Raw genomic sequence first — 15,685 nt, 5'->3', positions numbered from 1 at the left:
GTCAATCGCAGTCGCAGCTATGTCGCGACAGCGATGACGGGGATGCGCCGGCTACGTGCGCTGCCGGGCCAGGTGAATTGATTAATACTGAAAAATGGCCCGAACTGGGCCATTGGAGAGCATCAATGGAAGAAGAAATTTTCACCAGAGATGAGGCCGCGGCATTTCTTAAAGTAGATAAAGGCACGATCGCGCAGTGGATAAAGTCCGGCCGACTTGCTGCTACCAGAAAGAATCCACATAAGAAAAAAAGCCCATATCTGATCTGCAAGACAGACTGTGTTGCAGCAGTGAAGAACCCGATCCACAATCAACCGGTGAATGCGGTTGATGTGCAGGAGGATAAAGCATGTCAATCAAACAACGTGCCGGTACGTGGCACTGCGACTTCGTTACGCCTGGTGGGAGCAGAGTTAGACGCTCTCTTGGAACAACGGACAAAAGGCAAGCGCAGGAACTCTATGATCAGCTGAAAGCTGAAGCATGGCGAGTTGATAAAATGGGGGAGTTTAAGCCGAGAACGTTCGATGAAGCGTGCGTTCGTTGGCTTAACGAAAAGCAGCACAAGAAAAGCCTAGACGATGACAAAAGCCGGATCGGATTCTGGAGGATGCACTTCAAAGGAATGGACCTGTCAGCAATCACGGAAGACAGGATCTTGTCGGCGGTGAGTTCGATGGTTAATCGCAAACATCGAATGAACTGGGAGGCTAAGCGGGACAGCTTACTGCGAAGAGGTAAGCCGGTTCCTGAATTTAAGGATAAACCAGCGTCGATAGCGACGAAAGCGACGCACCTTGCTTTCATCCGGGCGCTGTTAAGATGCGCGGCCAACGAATGGCGATGGATAGCCAAAGCGCCGAACATCAAATGCCCGGTGCCGAAAAACAAACGTATTCGCTGGCTAACCAAAGAGGAAGCGGCGAACCTGATCCGGGAGCTCCCCGAGCATATGAAGCCAGTTGTTATTTTTGCACTGGCGACTGGACTGCGCAGGTCAAACATAACCGATCTGGAATGGTCGCAAATTGATATGCAAAGGAAGGTCGCGTGGATTCACCCCGAGGACGCTAAAGCAGGAAGGGCGATTGGGGTCGCCCTTAACGATTCGGCCTGTAAAGTACTGCGGGCTCAGATGGGAAAGCATAACAGGTGGGTCTTCGTTCACACGGAGTCATCCGTTCGCCCGGATGGCACGAGAACCAAGGCGGTACGCAAAATGCGATCTGATGCTAACACGGCATGGCGTGCAGCGTTAAGGCGGGCGGGAATAGAAAATTTCCGGTTCCATGACCTACGGCACACCTGGGCAAGCTGGCTTGTGCAGTCCGGCGTGCCACTCAGTGCACTGCAGGAAATGGGCGGGTGGGAAAGTATCGAGATGGTGCAGCGTTATGCACATCTGGCACCGAATCACCTGACGCAGCATGCCATGCAAATCGACTCATTCCTGGCGGGGAATGGCACAAATATGGCACAAGGCGCTTTTGCTGAACTGGTGAATATCGCGTGAACCCGCGTGGTTAGTGGTGCCGATAATAGGAGTCGAACCTACGACCTTCGCATTACGAATGCGCTGCTCTACCAACTGAGCTATATCGGCCCTGCAAGACGTGTTCACGAACGTGAATCACGGGACGAAAGGTTAAAACTAACCGGGCGATGCGTCAATAGTCAGGTTAATCAACCGCCTATTTTTGCATCGCCCGCTATCAATTACGCACGAATGGTATCATCGCCGAAGCCGATCCACTTGTAGGTGGTCAGTGCTTCAAGGCCCATTGGGCCACGTGCGTGGAGTTTCTGCGTGCTCACCGCCACTTCTGCGCCCAGGCCGAACTGGCCGCCGTCGGTGAAGCGGGTGGAGGCGTTGACGTACACCGCTGAAGAGTCCACTTCGTTGATGAAACGGTTGGCGTTGCTCAGGGTGCGGGTCAGGATCGCATCGGAGTGCTGGGTGCCGTGTTGACGGATATGCGCGATGGCGCGGTCAATATCCGGCACCAGCACCACGTTGAGATGCAGCGACAGGTACTCGTTATCAAGCTCTTCTGCCTGCAGCGGTACCAGCTTCGCCGGGCCTTGCAGCTCGCGCATCACGGTGTCGTCACCGTGCAGCGTAATGCCGTTTTCGGCCATCTGCTGACTCAACGCTGGCAGGAAGCGGTCGGCAATGGACTGATTCACCAGCAGCGTTTCCACGCTATTACAGGCGCTCGGGCGCTGGGCTTTCGCATTGACGATAATCTTCAGCGCCGCTTCAATCTCTGCGCTGTCATCGATATAGATATGACAAACGCCGATACCGCCGGTGATAACCGGAATCGTCGACTGCTCACGGCACAGCTTGTGCAGGCCAGCACCGCCGCGAGGGATCAGCATGTCGATATACTTATCCATGCGCAGCATCTCGCTCACCAGCGCGCGATCCGGGTTGTCGATGGCCTGAACGGCGGCTTCTGGCAGGCCGCACTCTTTCAGCGCACGTTGGATAACGCCAACGGTAGCGGCGTTGGTGCGATACGTCTCTTTACCACCGCGCAAAATGGCGGCGTTGCCGGTTTTCAGACACAGCGCCGCCACGTCAACGGTAACGTTCGGGCGAGCTTCATAAATCACGCCAACCACGCCCAGCGGGACGCGGCGACGTTCGATGCGCAGGCCGCTGTCGAGCAGCCCGCCGTCAATCACCTGCCCTACCGGGTCGGCCAGTACACAGACCTGACGGACGTCATTGGCAATCGCCGTCAGGCGGGCTGGCGTCAGCGCCAGGCGATCGAGCATGGCTTCGCTCAGGCCGTTTTCGCGCGCCTGGGCTAAATCTTCGGCGTTCGCCACAAGAATCTCTTCACTTTGAGATTCCAGATGATCGGCAATAGTTTCCAGAACCCGGTTTTTCTCACGGCAGGATAACTGCGCCAGCGTATAGGAGGCCTGCCTGGCGGCAATGCCCATTTGTTCCAGCATGTTGAACTCCTTAGCGGGTAATCATGTCGTCGCGATGCACGGCAACCGGGCCATACTCGTAGCCGAGAATGGCGTCAATTTCCTGCGAGTGGTGCCCGGCGATAAGGCGCAGCGCATCGCTGTTGTAACGGCTTACGCCGTGAGCGATGTCGCGGCCTGCAAGGCTACGAATACGGATCACTTCACCACGAGAGAAGTTGCCTGTCACGTTTTTAATGCCTTTTGGAAGTAATGAACTTCCGCGCTCCAGAATGGCGGCCGTCGCACCTTCATCCACAATCAGTTCACCGGCTGGCGGTGCGCCGAAAATCCAGCGTTTGCGGTTTTCCAGCGGGGTATCCTGGGCGTGGAAACGGGTACCGACGGAGACATTCGCCATCACGTCGCCAATCACGCCTGGCAGGCTGCCTGCGGCAATAATGGTGTCGATACCGGCGCGGCAGGCAACGTCTGCGGCCTGCAGTTTGGTGCCCATGCCGCCCGTGCCCAGACCAGACACGCTATCACCGGCCACGGCACGCAGTTCGTCGTCAATGCCGTAGACGTCTTTAATCAGCTCGGCGTCCGGGTTACTGCGCGGGTCGGCCGTGAACAGCCCTTGCTGATCGGTCAGCAGCAGCAGTTTATCGGCACCGGCCAGAATCGCCGCCAGCGCGGAAAGGTTGTCGTTATCGCCCACCTTAATCTCGGCAGTGGCAACCGCGTCGTTTTCGTTAATCACCGGAACGATGTTGTTATCGAGCAGCGCGCGCATGGTGTCACGAGCGTTGAGGAAGCGTTCACGGTCTTCCATATCGGCGCGCGTCAACAGCATCTGACCGACGTGGATACCATAAATGGAGAACAGCTGTTCCCAGAGCTGAATTAAGCGGCTCTGACCTACAGCCGCCAGCAGTTGTTTAGAAGCAATAGTCGCGGGCAGTTCAGGGTAACCCAGATGCTCACGCCCGGCGGCAATTGCTCCTGACGTTACGATGACAATTCGATGCCCAGCCGCGTGGAGCTGAGCGCACTGGCGAACCAGTTCGACAATATGCGCGCGATTCAGGCGGCGCGATCCGCCCGTTAAAACACTGGTGCCCAGTTTGACCACCAGCGTCTGACTATCACTCATGATTCTCTGCCGTTAAAAATAGGAAATATAAAACCAGACAAACGTTGTAACAGGAGTCAGGCCGCTTGCCAACAGGCAGCGCAGAATGCGAGGGGTTTTGTTGCGCGGGATCAGGCATGCTAGAGGAGAATATTGACATTTTTATGACAGAAAAACTTTATCATACTTTTTTATATTTAATCTGACATTGTCATAAATTTTTAACACGGGAGGGATAAAAACGTTCCTGTTTTTTCACAGTGGTCTTTCACAGCAATTTTAGAACATAAAAAACCGGGATTGAGAAATGCAAAAAACTACGCTGGCATTAACGATGATGGGTATTATTGCGTCTTCTTCAGCTATGGCCGCAGAAGTTTATAACAAAGACGGTAATAAGCTGGATGTTTACGGCAAAGTAAAAGCCATGCATTACATGAGTGATGACTCCAGCTCCGACGGCGATAAAACATACGTTCGTTTCGGCTTTAAAGGCGAAACCCAAATTAACGATCAGCTGACAGGTTATGGCCGTTGGGAATCTGAATTCTCCGGTAATAACGATGAAAGCACCTCCACGCAAAAAACCCGTCTGGCTTTTGCTGGTCTGAAATTAAAACAGTTCGGTTCTTTTGATTACGGTCGTAACCTTGGCGCACTGTACGATGTTGAAGCCTGGACCGATATGTTCCCAGAATTCGGCGGCGACTCTACCGGTAAGACCGATAACTTCATGACCAAGCGCTCTAGCGGCCTGGCCACCTACCGTAATAACGATTTCTTCGGCGCTATCGACGGTCTGGACTTAACCTTGCAGTATCAGGGTAAAAACGACCGTAGCACCTACGCTACCGCGAACGGCGACGGCTTCGGCACCTCGCTTTCTTATGACTTCGGCGGCAGCGATTTCGCTATCAGCGCGGCGTACACCAACTCTGACCGTACCAACGTCCAGCAGGCAAAATCGCTGGCCAACGGTGGTAAAAACGCAGAGTCCTGGGGCACCGGCCTGAAATATGATGCCAACAATATCTATCTGGCAATGGTTTATACCGAAACCCGTAACATGACCCCAATTAAAGGTCTGGTTGCCGCGGATCAGGGCTTTGCAAATAAAGCGCAGAACTTCGAAGCCGTTGCACAATATCAGTTCGATTTCGGTCTGCGTCCATCCCTGGGCTACGTGCAGATGAAAGGTAAAGACCTGGACAACGGGATCGGCGATCAGGATCTGATGAAGTATGTTGATCTGGGCACGACCTACTATTTCAACAAAAACATGTCCGCGTTTGTTGATTATAAAATCAACCTGATTGACGAAACGGCGGTCACTAAACGTCTGGCGATTATGACCGACAACGTTGTTGCTGTTGGTATGACCTACCAGTTCTAAGACGAGAAATAATAACGCCAGCTGTCTGGCGTTATTTTCTTATAAATATAAAGGCCAGCGAATTCGCTGGCCTTTATATTTGGTATTGCCGGATGGCGGCTTTGCCTTATTCGGCCTAAAAAACGGTAGGCCAGATAAGCGTAGCGCCATCAGGTATTCACTACGCCGTGCGCTTCACCGCTTCATTGGCAAACCCATCGGCGGGTTCCAATGCCAGGTCCAACGTCGCCAGCAGATCTTTTGCCCGGTCGTGGAATCCGCGCAGCGTTTGTTGCAGTCGCTCAACTACCTCAGGATCTTTGATAGCCACCGCCTGCCAGATGCCATCTTTATCGAACAGACCGAACTGGTAACTGTAGGTAAAGCGGCGCTCTTCCGCTTCCATCTCCATCCACCAGCCCCAGAACTCGCGCTTCTCTGGCGCTGGTTTTACGTTTACGCATACCGCCAGACAGTCGAAAAAAAAGCGGTTATCGACACACTGTTCTTCGCGGATATAAGGTCCAAGCGCAGTGAATTTCTTGATCAATCTACTCTTCGGGTGTCCACTCGGTAACGTCATTGCGATCTCCTTTAGTGATGCAACTGTTTTACCAAATCAATAGAATTTATCAATATATTAACAAAATCTATTATTGATCCACCCGGCAATTTCTTTCAGTGCCTTATCGAAATTACGATACACCGGGTTAAACGGAATCGGCATCAGCTTGCCCTGCGAAGATGACGAAACAATTAACCGCGACTCCTCTTCCGGGCTGAACGGATCGTTCTCCCAGAAGCCGGACAGCATTGGCGTTGGGCAGCGTCGACCAAGCAGCCCCTGCGTCTTCAACGAGTAGCGATTAAGCTCAACCCGCAGCGCTTCGTCAGAGGCGTCGTGCATGCCGAGACGCGAGGCCAGTACGTCGAGATACATCTCAGGCACGCGGCCCTGATGCAGCGGATCGTTCAGCAGGCCATGCACCACCGGGCCAAGGCAGGCGACGGCTTTCAGGCGCTGTGCTTCGAGGTAAGCCAGCCGCACGGCGATATTGGCGCCAAAGCGGAAGCCAAATGCCGCCACGCGAGTGTGATCGACCCACGGGATATCCGGCAGTGCGCGCAGCGCGTGCTGATGGAGTATGCTGGAATCCTGGGTCAGCTTCCATTTTGAAGAGAAGCCAATGGAAGGCATATCCAGCGTCAGCATTGCAATGCCGAGTGGCGCAAAGTAACGCTCATAAAGGCTGTAGTAGTCGGTTTGCAGGCCATCCAGCCCGCCGCACATCAGCACCGTCGGGAACGGGCCGTTGCCTTTTGGCATATGCAGAAAACCGGTGACCGGCGAGCCTCCAGGTATAGCGAACTCCAGCTCACGTATTTCACCCGGCAACCGCTGCGCCGCTTCTTCATAGGCGCGGTTGGCCAGCACCTGCGCCTGCTCGGCGAGGTCATCGCCCTTCAGATGCGGGTAAGCGGCAATGCTATAAAGGTTGGAGGCGTGCAGCCAGTGGCGGCCGCTGAGAGCCTGGTCTTGCTCCTGGATGGCTTTCTGCTGCCAGAGCATCGCTTGGGTAGACCACTCGTAAATCCAGTTACCGCCGCGGTAGCCCACCACGGTGTCATACAGCTCTTCGTCGGTGCGCTCGGCTTTACTCATCACGATACGCGCCTGGACGTCGAGGATCTCCTGCGGCGTCACACCGCGCCAGATCCACATCAGGCGGTTAATCATGCGGTACCAGTGGGGTACGTTATTGCCGCTAAGCGCCGACTGCATACGATCGGTGCTACCGTTATTGAACCGGCGAACCAGCGTTGACGTTTCAGGGTGTTTAAAACGCGGCTTGAATAGCGTTTCGCTGAGATTAGCTTCTGGCATCACAAAACCTCCATAGATACTGTCTTAGGGGTATTGTAACGCGTGGGACGTTAAAAAAAACAACGCCCGGCATAACCGGGCGTTGGAAGCGCATTTATTGATGAATTAACGGCCAGAAATAGGCGGTACGAATACCACGCCCATGTCCCAAGGCTGTTCAATCCAGGTATCCTGCGGGATATCAACAACATAATCGTCAACCAGCGGGCGACCTGCTGGTTTTGCGAAAATGGTAACGAAGTGGGCTTTCGGATACATATCGCGAATCGCTACCGCGGTGCCGCCGGTATCGACCAGATCGTCAATAACAATAAAGCCTTCGCCATCGCCTTCAGCGCGTTTCAGAACTTTCAGTTCACGCTGGTTATCATGGTCATAGCTGGAGATGCATACGGTGTCGACGTGACGAATGCCCAGTTCACGTGCCAGCAGTGCGCCAGGCACCAGACCGCCACGGCTAACGGCGATAATGCCTTTCCACTGTTCAGAAGGCATCAGGCGTGCAGCCAGTTTGCGTGCGTGAATCTGCAACATGTCCCAGGTGACGACGTATTTTTCGCTCATGTGAAGTGTCCCAGCCTGTGTTATACGGCTTAAAAATTGTTCAAGGGGGAAATGGGTTGCGCGAGATTATAGAGATCTGACGCACTAAAAACCAGTGTTAAGCGGAATCCACCGCGCTTTTTACGTGGTTTGTTCTACCGGGAAGGGCAGAAAGTGGTATTCTCAACCCCATCGCGCAAGCCAGAGCTTGTGGTATATGTATGTGCTAACCCTTTACCTGCAAGCGACTTTTGCAGAACGCCGTAAGGAGACTCATCGTGTCTGAACTGTCTCAATTATCCCCGCAGCCGCTGTGGGATATTTTTGCCAAAATCTGTTCTATTCCGCACCCTTCTCATCATGAAGAGCAGCTCGCCGCGCACATCGTTGGCTGGGCAAAAGAAAAAGGGCTTCACGCTGAGCGTGACCAGGTTGGCAACATTCTGATTCGTAAAGCCGCTACCCCGGGTATGGAAAACCGTAAACCGGTTGTGCTGCAGGCTCACCTCGATATGGTGCCGCAGAAAAACAATGACACCGTACACGACTTCGCTAAAGACCCGATTCAACCGTACATCGACGGTGAGTGGGTGAAAGCGCGTGGTACAACGCTTGGCGCAGACAACGGTATCGGCATGGCTTCCGCGCTGGCGGTGCTGTCTGATGAATCCGTTGAGCATGGCCCGCTGGAAGTGCTGCTGACCATGACCGAAGAGACCGGTATGGACGGCGCGTTCGGTCTGCAACCAAACTGGCTGCAGGGCGACATCCTTATTAATACCGACTCTGAAGAAGAAGGCGAAATCTACATGGGTTGCGCCGGTGGTATCGACTTCACCAGCAACCTGCCGCTGACCCGCGAAGCGATTCCTGCGGGCTTCCAGACCTTCAAGCTGACGCTGAAAGGCCTGAAAGGCGGCCACTCCGGCGGTGATATTCACCTCGGCCTCGGCAACGCCAACAAACTGCTGGCACGCTTCCTGGTGGCTCACGCTGCGGAACTGGATCTGCGTCTGGTTGATTTTACCGGCGGTACACTGCGCAACGCTATTCCACGCGAAGCCTTCGCCGCTATCGCGGTTCCGGCAGACAAAGTCGACGCGCTGAAAGGGCTGGTTGAAACCTACCTGCACATTCTGCAAAACGAACTGTCAGCAAAAGAGAAGAACCTGACGCTGGTGCTGGAAGCAAATACCGTTGAAGGTAAAGCGCTGACCGCCGCTTCTCGCGACGCCTTCATTCAGCTGCTGAACGCGACCCCGAACGGCGTGATTCGTAACTCCGACGTGGCAAAAGGCGTGGTTGAAACTTCTCTGAACGTGGGTGTGGTTTCCTTCACTGAAGATACCGCTACCATTCACTGCCTGATTCGTTCCCTGCTCGACAGCGGTAAAGATTACGTGGTGAGCATGCTGGAATCTCTGGGCGCGCTGGCGGGTGCAAAAACCCAGCCTAAAGGCGGCTACCCAGGATGGCAGCCGGATGCAAACTCTCCGGTAATGAAGCTGGTGCGTGAAACCTATCAGCGCCTGTTCAACAAGGTGCCGAACATTCAGATTATCCACGCGGGTCTGGAATGTGGTCTGTTCAAAAAACCGTATCCAGACATGGATATGGTTTCCATTGGGCCAACCATCACCGGGCCACACTCTCCGGATGAGCAGGTTCATATCGAAAGCGTTGGCCAGTACTGGCAGCTGCTGACGGAACTGCTGAAAGCGATTCCGGCGAAGTAAGTTCTGAGCCGTTCCCGGCGGCGCTTCGCTTGGCCGGGCTACATTTGACGTAGCCCGGCCAAGCGGAATGACGCCGGGAATATCACCACCCTACCTGATTTTTTCCATCCGATAGTTCACAAACGTCTCTCCACGCGCTTCAACCTCTTGTTCTGCCACCACCACGAACCCCAGCCGTTCAAAACACGCTTTGGCCGTAATGCTCGCATCTACCGTTAACGTTCCCGTCGGTACTCTGGCGAACAGAGCTTTCAGCAGCGCGCTGGCGACGCCCTGTCGCGCATACGATGGGTCGACAAACAGCAGGTCGATATAGCGCTCAACGGCGGTGACAAAACCGACAGGCGTTTCATCAACCGTTGCAACCAGAACCAGAGAGTCAGCCATTTTTTGTCGCCAGCGCGCATCATCCACCTGCGCCCAGGCGTTTACCTGCGCGGGCGAATAATGCTGACTGGAGGTTTCCCGCACCGCACGCAGGAAAATCTGGCACAGCGTGGAGAAGTCCCCGTCACGGTATTCCCGAATGATCATGGTTAAATCCCTAATAGCAGCTGTCGTTCCAGCTGGGGGTCCAGCAGCGTCACGTGCAGGCCCACCAGACGCACTCCGCGCCCGGCGCGGCGCTCGTGCCAGGCTTTGTAGGCCGTCGCGAGCAGATCGTCTTTGGTCAGCTTCGGCCAGACGTGCTCCTGGGTAGTTTGCTGGAAATCATTAAATTTGAGTTTTATTCCCTGCCTGGCAATGCGCAGGTCGGGCCGGACCTTCGCCAGCCGCCGTTCCAGCTCGGGATAGAGACGCTCAACGATCGCCTCGCAGTCAGCCCAGTCGTGAATATCTTCTTCCAGCGTACGCTCCACGCCAACCGACTTACGCTGGCGATCGTTATGGATCTCCCGCTCGTCGATCCCCTGGCTGCGTTCCCAGAGGATCCGTCCAAACTTGCCAAAGCGTTTAAGCAACATGGCGAGATCGCTTTTCTGTACATCTTCGCAGGTGCGCAGCCCCATACTTTCAAGCTTTGCCGCAGACACCTTTCCCACACCGGGAATTTTGCCAAGCGGCAGAGTTTTGAGAAAGGCGGGCACCTCATCAGGCGTCAACACGAACTGGCCATCCGGCTTATTGAGATCAGAAGCGATTTTGGCAAGAAACTTCACCGGGGCTACCCCCGCCGAGGCGGTCAGAGAAAGCTCTCTAAAGATAGTTTGCCGAATTTCCTGTGCCATCAGCGTCGCTGAGCCGTGGCAGTGCGGGCTATCGCTGACGTCCAGATAGGCTTCATCCAACGAAAGCGGTTCAATAAGCGAGGTATAGCGGGAGAAGATCTCGCGGATATGATTGGAGGCTTCACGGTAGGCCTCAAAGCGCCCCGGCAGCAAGGTGAGATGTGGACAGAGCTTCAGCGCCATTCCCGTCGGCATGGCGCTGCGCACGCCAAACTTACGCGCCGGATAGTTTGCGGTGCTAATCACCCCGCGCTGCACGCGGCTTCCGCCAATGGCGATAGGAATATCACGCAGCGCCGGATTATCGCGCATTTCAACCGCTGCAAAAAAGCAGTCCATGTCGATATGGATAATTTTTCGCATCAGGCTCCCCTCACAAATCACTGTTTAAGTATACAGTACATTTATGCATTGAGGAAAGCCGACGCGGCTACATTTTCGGCGAGTTCATCATAAAGCGGGCATCGCACAGGTAGCGCACTGCCTCTTTGCCCTGATCCACCGCCGGGCTCCCCGCCATGCTCACAAACAGCTTATTCACCTTTCTGACGTGGGAATGCAGCAACTTTTCAATCGTCATCTGCCGAAACGCATCATCCGCCATGCAGAAAAGCTCGTAGTCACCCAAACGCTCGCCGCAGGTTTCACAGTGGTTCATCCAGTACCGCAGCCCAGTGGTTTTACTTTTATCCAGATAGTAATTTCTGGCTTTGATGTTCTTTTTTATCGCCTCAGGCAGTTCATTAATATGGAAGACGAAGCTATTACGCTTCACGGACTCCCACCCTATTCCATCCTGACTTTTGCGCAAATAACGGGTAAACATCACCGCAATAATGGAGGTAGGAAGATGGCAACTCCAGCAGGTCATCTTCGTTGAAACCACCAGATAGTAAGGTGCCATTATGTTAAAGCTATCCATATCATAAGCATAACCACAGAGCGCTTCCGTCAGCTCGTGCTCTTCCACATACCATACGTTCGAATCCGCATCGTAATGTGCCCCCTGGCAGACGGCCTGTGCAACGTCGTCGGTGTGAATATCCAGCGGGATGATACGTGCCGCATCAATCACGTTTTCCTCCTGAAAATGTTTCGGCTAAAAAATCCCCCGCATCAGCGGGGGGAGTAAAAATTATGGATTCGTCACCGCCCCTCGTCGAAGCGACGTCACCTTCTGCTGTTTATCCAGTTGACTCACCAGCGGCTGAACAATCTTCTCGCCCTGTTGACCAAAGTACTGATACAGCGTGTCTGACGCGCTCTGCGTCAGCACCATAATTTCAATGCGACGGTTGCCCGCGCTTTCTGGGTTTTTACTGTCCAGCAGCATCTGGTCGGCCATCGCGCTTACCTGCATGACTTTGTCATTCGGCATCCCGGCCTGCTCCAGCACGCGTCGTGCCGAGAGCGCACGGTCGCCAGAAAGGTTCCAGTTGTTGTAGATGTCGCTTTTGTAGGCCATCGCATCGGTGTGGCCGGTGATGATGATTTTGTTATCCAGCGAGTCAAAGACCGGAGCCAGCTCCACCAGCAGCGATTTAAAGAACGGCATGATCCTCGCGCTACCGCGCTCGAACATATTGCGGTTCTGATCGTCTTTAATCAGCACCCGCAGCCCTTGGGGAACGATCTCCATTTCAAGGTTGCTTTCCATGTGCGCGTTGCGCGCAATGGCGTTGATATCGGTTGCCAGCTCACCCAATTCACGGGCCGATTTTTTCTTCAACATCGCCGTTTTCTCGTCCACGTCCCTGGCTTTTTTGGCGTTCTCTTCGGTGATTTTCGCCAGCTCTTCCGGGGTGGTCGCCTGCATTTTACGCCTGGCGTTCTTACTGGCCGCCCCTGGTGCGATTGGCTGTTTACCTACCTTATTGAGCGGCGCCATACCGCCGCCGTTGAAAATAGACTGGCCATGCAGCGCCGCCACGATATTCTCACGGTCAGATTTGCTGACGCTGTTAACAATCAACTTCATCGTGGTGACCAAAGGGGCTGAGCGAATTTCCGAAGTCTCCGCCCGCTTCACCCTCGATGCGATGCCAGGCAAACAGATGGCTATCGATGCCGACCTTAACGCCGGGCTTATCAATCAGGCTCAGGCCCAGACGCGACGCAAAGATGTCGCAGGCGAGGCAGACTTCTACGGGGCGATGGACGGGGCGTCAAAATTCGTGCGCGGCGATGCCATCGCCGGGATGATGATCCTCGCCATCAACCTTATCGGCGGCGTGTGCATCGGGATTTTCAAATACAACCTCAGCGCTGATGCGGCCTTCCAGCAGTATGTGCTGATGACTATCGGTGACGGTCTGGTCGCACAGATCCCGTCCCTGCTGCTCTCCACCGCTGCGGCAATCATCGTGACCCGCGTCAGCGATAACGGCGATATCGCCACCGACGTGCGAACCCAACTGCTGGCGACGCCGTCGATTCTCTATACCGCCACCGGCATTATGTTCGTACTGGCTATTGTCCCCGGGATGCCGCACTTCCCGTTCCTCGCCTTCAGCGCGCTGCTGGGCTTTACCGCCTGGCGTATGAGCAAGCGCCCAAAAGCCGCTGAACACGAGGAAAAAAGCCTCGAAACGCTGACCAAAACCATTACTGAAAATGCCGAGCAGGTGGTCAGTTGGGAAACCATTCCGCTGATTGAACCCATCAGCCTTAGCCTGGGGTATAAACTGGTTTCTCTGGTAGATAAGTCAAAGGGCAACCCGCTCACCCAGCGTATTCGCGGGGTGCGGCAGGTCATTTCAGACACCAACGGCGTGTTACTGCCGGAGATTCGTATTCGCGAAAACTTCCGCCTAAAAGCCAGCCAGTACGCCATTTATATCAACGGTATTAAAGCGGATGAAGCCGATATCCCTGCGGATAAGCTGATGGCGCTACCATCAAGCGAGACCTATGGCGAAATCGACGGCGTGCTGGGGAACGACCCGGCCTACGGGATGCCGGTCACCTGGATCCAGCCAGCGCAAAAAGCAAAGGCGCTGAATATGGGGTATCAGGTGATCGATAGCGCCAGCGTTATCGCCACCCATGTGAACAAGGTCATTCGAAACCATATTCCCGATCTTTTTAACTACGACGACATCACTCAACTGCATAATCGTCTCTCTTCTATGGCCCCACGGCTGGCGGAAGACCTCAGCGCCGCGCTGAACTACAGCCATCTGTTAAAGGTGTATCGGGCGCTGCTGATTGAAGGCGTTTCACTACGGGATATCGTCACTATCGCCACGGTGCTGGTCGCCAGCAGCGCAACAACTAAGGACCCAATTCTGCTGGTTGCCGATGTTCGTCTGGCGCTACGTCGCAGCATCACCCACCCGCTGGTGCGCAAGCAGGAGCTGACGGTATACACCCTGAATAACGAGCTGGAAAACCTGCTGTCTAACGTTGTGAATCAGGCCCAGCAGAGCGGAAAAGTGATGCTCGACAGCGTGCCGGTTGATCCGAACATGCTCAACCAGTTCCAGACCAATATGCCGCAGGTGAAAGAGCAGATGAAGGCGGCCGGTAAAGAGCCCGTACTGCTGGTCGCCCCGCAATTACGTCCGCTACTGGCACGCTATGCCCGCCTTTTTTCTCCGGGGCTACATGTGCTTTCCTATAATGAAGTTCCTGATGAGCTGGAATTAAAAATCATGGGGGCATTAAGCTAAATAAATAGAGAACGCGGCAATTAAGTTTCGTCCAAATTTGCCGCTTTATAGTTCTGAACATACCAGGGAAGGTGTGTTTCTCCGGAAATTTTTTATTGCCAGGAATATCACGTGATGAGAGATGAAAAAGTAAAAAGGAATTTTGCTTACCGCTCTGGGCATCATCCGCGGCGCCAATATTCTCCAACATTTATGGAGTTTGTGCATCGTCAGGAAGAGCGGCGGGAACACCATGAGCAGGAGATGAGTAAACACGCATCTTGCGGTAAATCAGTGGAGAAATCTGCAGAAAATCAAAGGTATCATGCTATCCCAGACACCTTTGATACCCCACCCGTGCCGCTGATTAGCGCCTTTGACCTCTTTCTGTCAGCTGCGCTGATGTTTCTTTTCATCACCATGCTGCTGCTATTTATGAATTAAAGCACCGTGTTCTCTGTCAGGATCCGTCGAGCGCCAAGATAGTGATCTTGCCAGAACATATCTGCTAAATGACTTACACGGATCGTTTCTCCGGTACGCGGAGACTCAATAAAGTCGCCGTTGCCCAGATAGACCCCCATATGATCCGCAAGCTCTTTACTATGAATATGGAAGAAGAGCAGATCGCCACGACGCAGATCGTTATTTGCTACGATCGTCGCACGACGGTAGTGATACATTTCATTCGCCGTCCGCGGTAATTTTGCCGCGAGGATCTTATTGTAGGCGTAAAATATCAAACCACTGCAATCAAATCCCTGGTCAGGATTTACGCCGCCCCAGACATATGGTTTCCCCAACTGTTGCTCAAGACGGTGAATCGCAACTTCGGTCATATTATGCAGGTGGTCGCTGTTGAGGAAATGCGCATTTTCAGCCAGCGCCTTCCAGTGACGATCGCTGGCTTTAAGCGGGCCTGGAAACCACTCCGGATGCTGCTTAATCAACATGCGGTTCTGTTGGCGCAGGGCTTTCTTGCTCTCTGCGTCTCCCACCACAATATAGCTGGCCTGCTTTTGCAGCTTAGCATGATATGCCCCCCACAGCTTTTCCCGGTTCTGTCGACGCAGCGAAGCGCCATAGCTTAGCAAAGCATGAGGGGAAGGCTTGTGGGTATGCGCAAAAGCAAGCGGACTCAGAGCCATACAGGCCAGCAATGCGGTGGACAGAAAGCGGGTCGATGTAGAAGGGGAAGCCATGAAAACCT

At 54.1% G+C, this 15,685-nt stretch carries 16 protein-coding genes, 1 tRNA gene and 1 pseudogene; 7 read left to right on the top strand and 11 right to left on the bottom strand.

The features are described from left to right. The 3 genes from RDN66_RS24295 to RDN66_RS11585 form a co-directional block, all read left to right on the top strand. A partial coding sequence (locus tag RDN66_RS24295; RefSeq protein ID WP_308537865.1) for a DUF4060 family protein occupies window positions 1-81 on the top strand: 81 nt, incomplete at its 5' end. Between the two features lie 44 nt (window positions 82-125). Next, window positions 126-473, top strand: a complete 348-nt coding sequence (locus tag RDN66_RS11590) for a helix-turn-helix domain-containing protein (RefSeq protein WP_374044022.1) — start codon at window positions 126-128, stop codon at window positions 471-473. Further along, window positions 356-1,513, top strand: coding sequence for a site-specific integrase (locus RDN66_RS11585; RefSeq protein WP_374044021.1), 1,158 nt, complete (start codon window positions 356-358; stop codon window positions 1,511-1,513). The genes RDN66_RS11590 and RDN66_RS11585 overlap by 118 nt, the downstream gene beginning before the upstream one ends. Before the next feature lie 14 nt (window positions 1,514-1,527). On the opposite strand, the gene RDN66_RS11580 is transcribed toward RDN66_RS11585, so the two are convergent. The 3 genes from RDN66_RS11580 to proB all read right to left on the bottom strand — a co-directional run bounded on the left by RDN66_RS11580 (window position 1,528) and on the right by proB (window position 4,081). After that, window positions 1,528-1,603 (bottom strand) — tRNA-Thr (locus tag RDN66_RS11580). Window positions 1,604-1,716: 113 nt separating this feature from the next. Then, window positions 1,717-2,967, bottom strand: a complete 1,251-nt coding sequence (proA, locus tag RDN66_RS11575; protein WP_202216406.1) for a glutamate-5-semialdehyde dehydrogenase — start codon at window positions 2,965-2,967, stop codon at window positions 1,717-1,719. Between the two features lie 10 nt (window positions 2,968-2,977). Further along, entirely contained in the window at window positions 2,978-4,081 is a 1,104-nt protein-coding gene (proB, locus tag RDN66_RS11570; RefSeq protein ID WP_035896573.1) for a glutamate 5-kinase, read from the bottom strand. Window positions 4,082-4,367: 286 nt separating this feature from the next. Between proB and phoE the strand changes: the two genes are divergently transcribed. Further along, window positions 4,368-5,453, top strand: a complete 1,086-nt coding sequence (gene phoE, locus RDN66_RS11565; protein ID WP_202216407.1) for a phosphoporin PhoE — start codon at window positions 4,368-4,370, stop codon at window positions 5,451-5,453. Window positions 5,454-5,613: 160 nt separating this feature from the next. On the opposite strand, the gene crl is transcribed toward phoE, so the two are convergent. The 3 genes from crl to gpt all read right to left on the bottom strand — a co-directional run bounded on the left by crl (window position 5,614) and on the right by gpt (window position 7,881). Further along, complete coding sequence (gene crl, locus RDN66_RS11560) at window positions 5,614-6,015, bottom strand: sigma factor-binding protein Crl (protein ID WP_035894438.1); 402 nt, start codon at window positions 6,013-6,015, stop codon at window positions 5,614-5,616. A 57-nt stretch (window positions 6,016-6,072) separates the two neighbouring features. Further along, window positions 6,073-7,317, bottom strand: a complete 1,245-nt coding sequence (frsA, locus tag RDN66_RS11555; RefSeq protein WP_202216408.1) for an esterase FrsA — start codon at window positions 7,315-7,317, stop codon at window positions 6,073-6,075. Between the two features lie 105 nt (window positions 7,318-7,422). Beyond that, entirely contained in the window at window positions 7,423-7,881 is a 459-nt protein-coding gene (gene gpt / locus RDN66_RS11550; RefSeq protein WP_035894440.1) for a xanthine phosphoribosyltransferase, read from the bottom strand. Window positions 7,882-8,138: 257 nt separating this feature from the next. Between gpt and pepD the strand changes: the two genes are divergently transcribed. Beyond that, window positions 8,139-9,596, top strand: a complete 1,458-nt coding sequence (pepD, locus tag RDN66_RS11545; protein WP_202216409.1) for a cytosol nonspecific dipeptidase — start codon at window positions 8,139-8,141, stop codon at window positions 9,594-9,596. Window positions 9,597-9,686: 90 nt separating this feature from the next. On the opposite strand, the gene RDN66_RS11540 is transcribed toward pepD, so the two are convergent. The 4 genes from RDN66_RS11540 to lafU form a co-directional block, all read right to left on the bottom strand. Continuing rightward, window positions 9,687-10,130, bottom strand: a complete 444-nt coding sequence (locus RDN66_RS11540) for a GNAT family N-acetyltransferase (RefSeq protein ID WP_202216410.1) — start codon at window positions 10,128-10,130, stop codon at window positions 9,687-9,689. Window positions 10,131-10,132: 2 nt separating this feature from the next. After that, complete coding sequence (dinB, locus tag RDN66_RS11535) at window positions 10,133-11,188, bottom strand: DNA polymerase IV (protein ID WP_202216411.1); 1,056 nt, start codon at window positions 11,186-11,188, stop codon at window positions 10,133-10,135. A gap of 67 nt (window positions 11,189-11,255) precedes the next feature. Beyond that, complete coding sequence (locus tag RDN66_RS11530) at window positions 11,256-11,900, bottom strand: DNA primase (RefSeq protein ID WP_202216412.1); 645 nt, start codon at window positions 11,898-11,900, stop codon at window positions 11,256-11,258. Between the two features lie 60 nt (window positions 11,901-11,960). After that, on the bottom strand, window positions 11,961-12,803 hold the full coding sequence (gene lafU, locus RDN66_RS11525; RefSeq protein ID WP_051910757.1) for a putative lateral flagellar export/assembly protein LafU: 843 nt from the start codon (window positions 12,801-12,803) through the stop codon (window positions 11,961-11,963). Here lafU and RDN66_RS11520 point away from each other — a divergent pair. Then, a pseudogene (locus RDN66_RS11520) lies at window positions 12,778-14,496 on the top strand (flagellar biosynthesis protein FlhA); the annotation flags it as partial. The gene lafU and the pseudogene RDN66_RS11520 sit on opposite strands and share 26 nt — an antisense overlap. A gap of 111 nt (window positions 14,497-14,607) precedes the next feature. After that, window positions 14,608-14,919 carry a hypothetical protein gene (locus tag RDN66_RS11515; protein WP_202216413.1) on the top strand — a complete coding sequence of 104 codons (312 nt, stop codon included), beginning with the start codon at window positions 14,608-14,610 and terminating at the stop codon, window positions 14,917-14,919. On the opposite strand, the gene RDN66_RS11510 is transcribed toward RDN66_RS11515, so the two are convergent. Beyond that, window positions 14,916-15,677 (bottom strand): C40 family peptidase, encoded by a 762-nt coding sequence (locus RDN66_RS11510; RefSeq protein WP_202216414.1) that lies wholly within the window; start codon window positions 15,675-15,677, stop codon window positions 14,916-14,918. The two genes, RDN66_RS11515 and RDN66_RS11510, sit on opposite strands and share 4 nt — an antisense overlap. Window positions 15,678-15,685 lie beyond the last annotated feature (8 nt).

This window comes from uncultured Kluyvera sp. (assembly GCF_902485085.1).
In the GTDB taxonomy this organism is placed as follows: domain Bacteria; phylum Pseudomonadota; class Gammaproteobacteria; order Enterobacterales; family Enterobacteriaceae; genus Kluyvera; species Kluyvera ascorbata.
This window is presented reverse-complemented; position numbering and strand designations above follow the sequence as displayed.

Coding starts and splice junctions, on each gene's coding strand:
- RDN66_RS11590 (WP_374044022.1), top strand. CDS start 126: ATGGAAGAAGAAATTTTCACCAGAGATGAGGCCGCGGCATTTCTTAAA.
- proA (WP_202216406.1), bottom strand. CDS start 2,967: ATGCTGGAACAAATGGGCATTGCCGCCAGGCAGGCCTCCTATACGCTG.
- proB (WP_035896573.1), bottom strand. CDS start 4,081: ATGAGTGATAGTCAGACGCTGGTGGTCAAACTGGGCACCAGTGTTTTA.
- phoE (WP_202216407.1), top strand. CDS start 4,368: ATGCAAAAAACTACGCTGGCATTAACGATGATGGGTATTATTGCGTCT.
- crl (WP_035894438.1), bottom strand. CDS start 6,015: ATGACGTTACCGAGTGGACACCCGAAGAGTAGATTGATCAAGAAATTC.
- frsA (WP_202216408.1), bottom strand. CDS start 7,317: ATGCCAGAAGCTAATCTCAGCGAAACGCTATTCAAGCCGCGTTTTAAA.
- gpt (WP_035894440.1), bottom strand. CDS start 7,881: ATGAGCGAAAAATACGTCGTCACCTGGGACATGTTGCAGATTCACGCA.
- RDN66_RS11540 (WP_202216410.1), bottom strand. CDS start 10,130: ATGATCATTCGGGAATACCGTGACGGGGACTTCTCCACGCTGTGCCAG.
- dinB (WP_202216411.1), bottom strand. CDS start 11,188: ATGCGAAAAATTATCCATATCGACATGGACTGCTTTTTTGCAGCGGTT.
- lafU (WP_051910757.1), bottom strand. CDS start 12,803: ATGAAGTTGATTGTTAACAGCGTCAGCAAATCTGACCGTGAGAATATC.
- RDN66_RS11510 (WP_202216414.1), bottom strand. CDS start 15,677: ATGGCTTCCCCTTCTACATCGACCCGCTTTCTGTCCACCGCATTGCTG.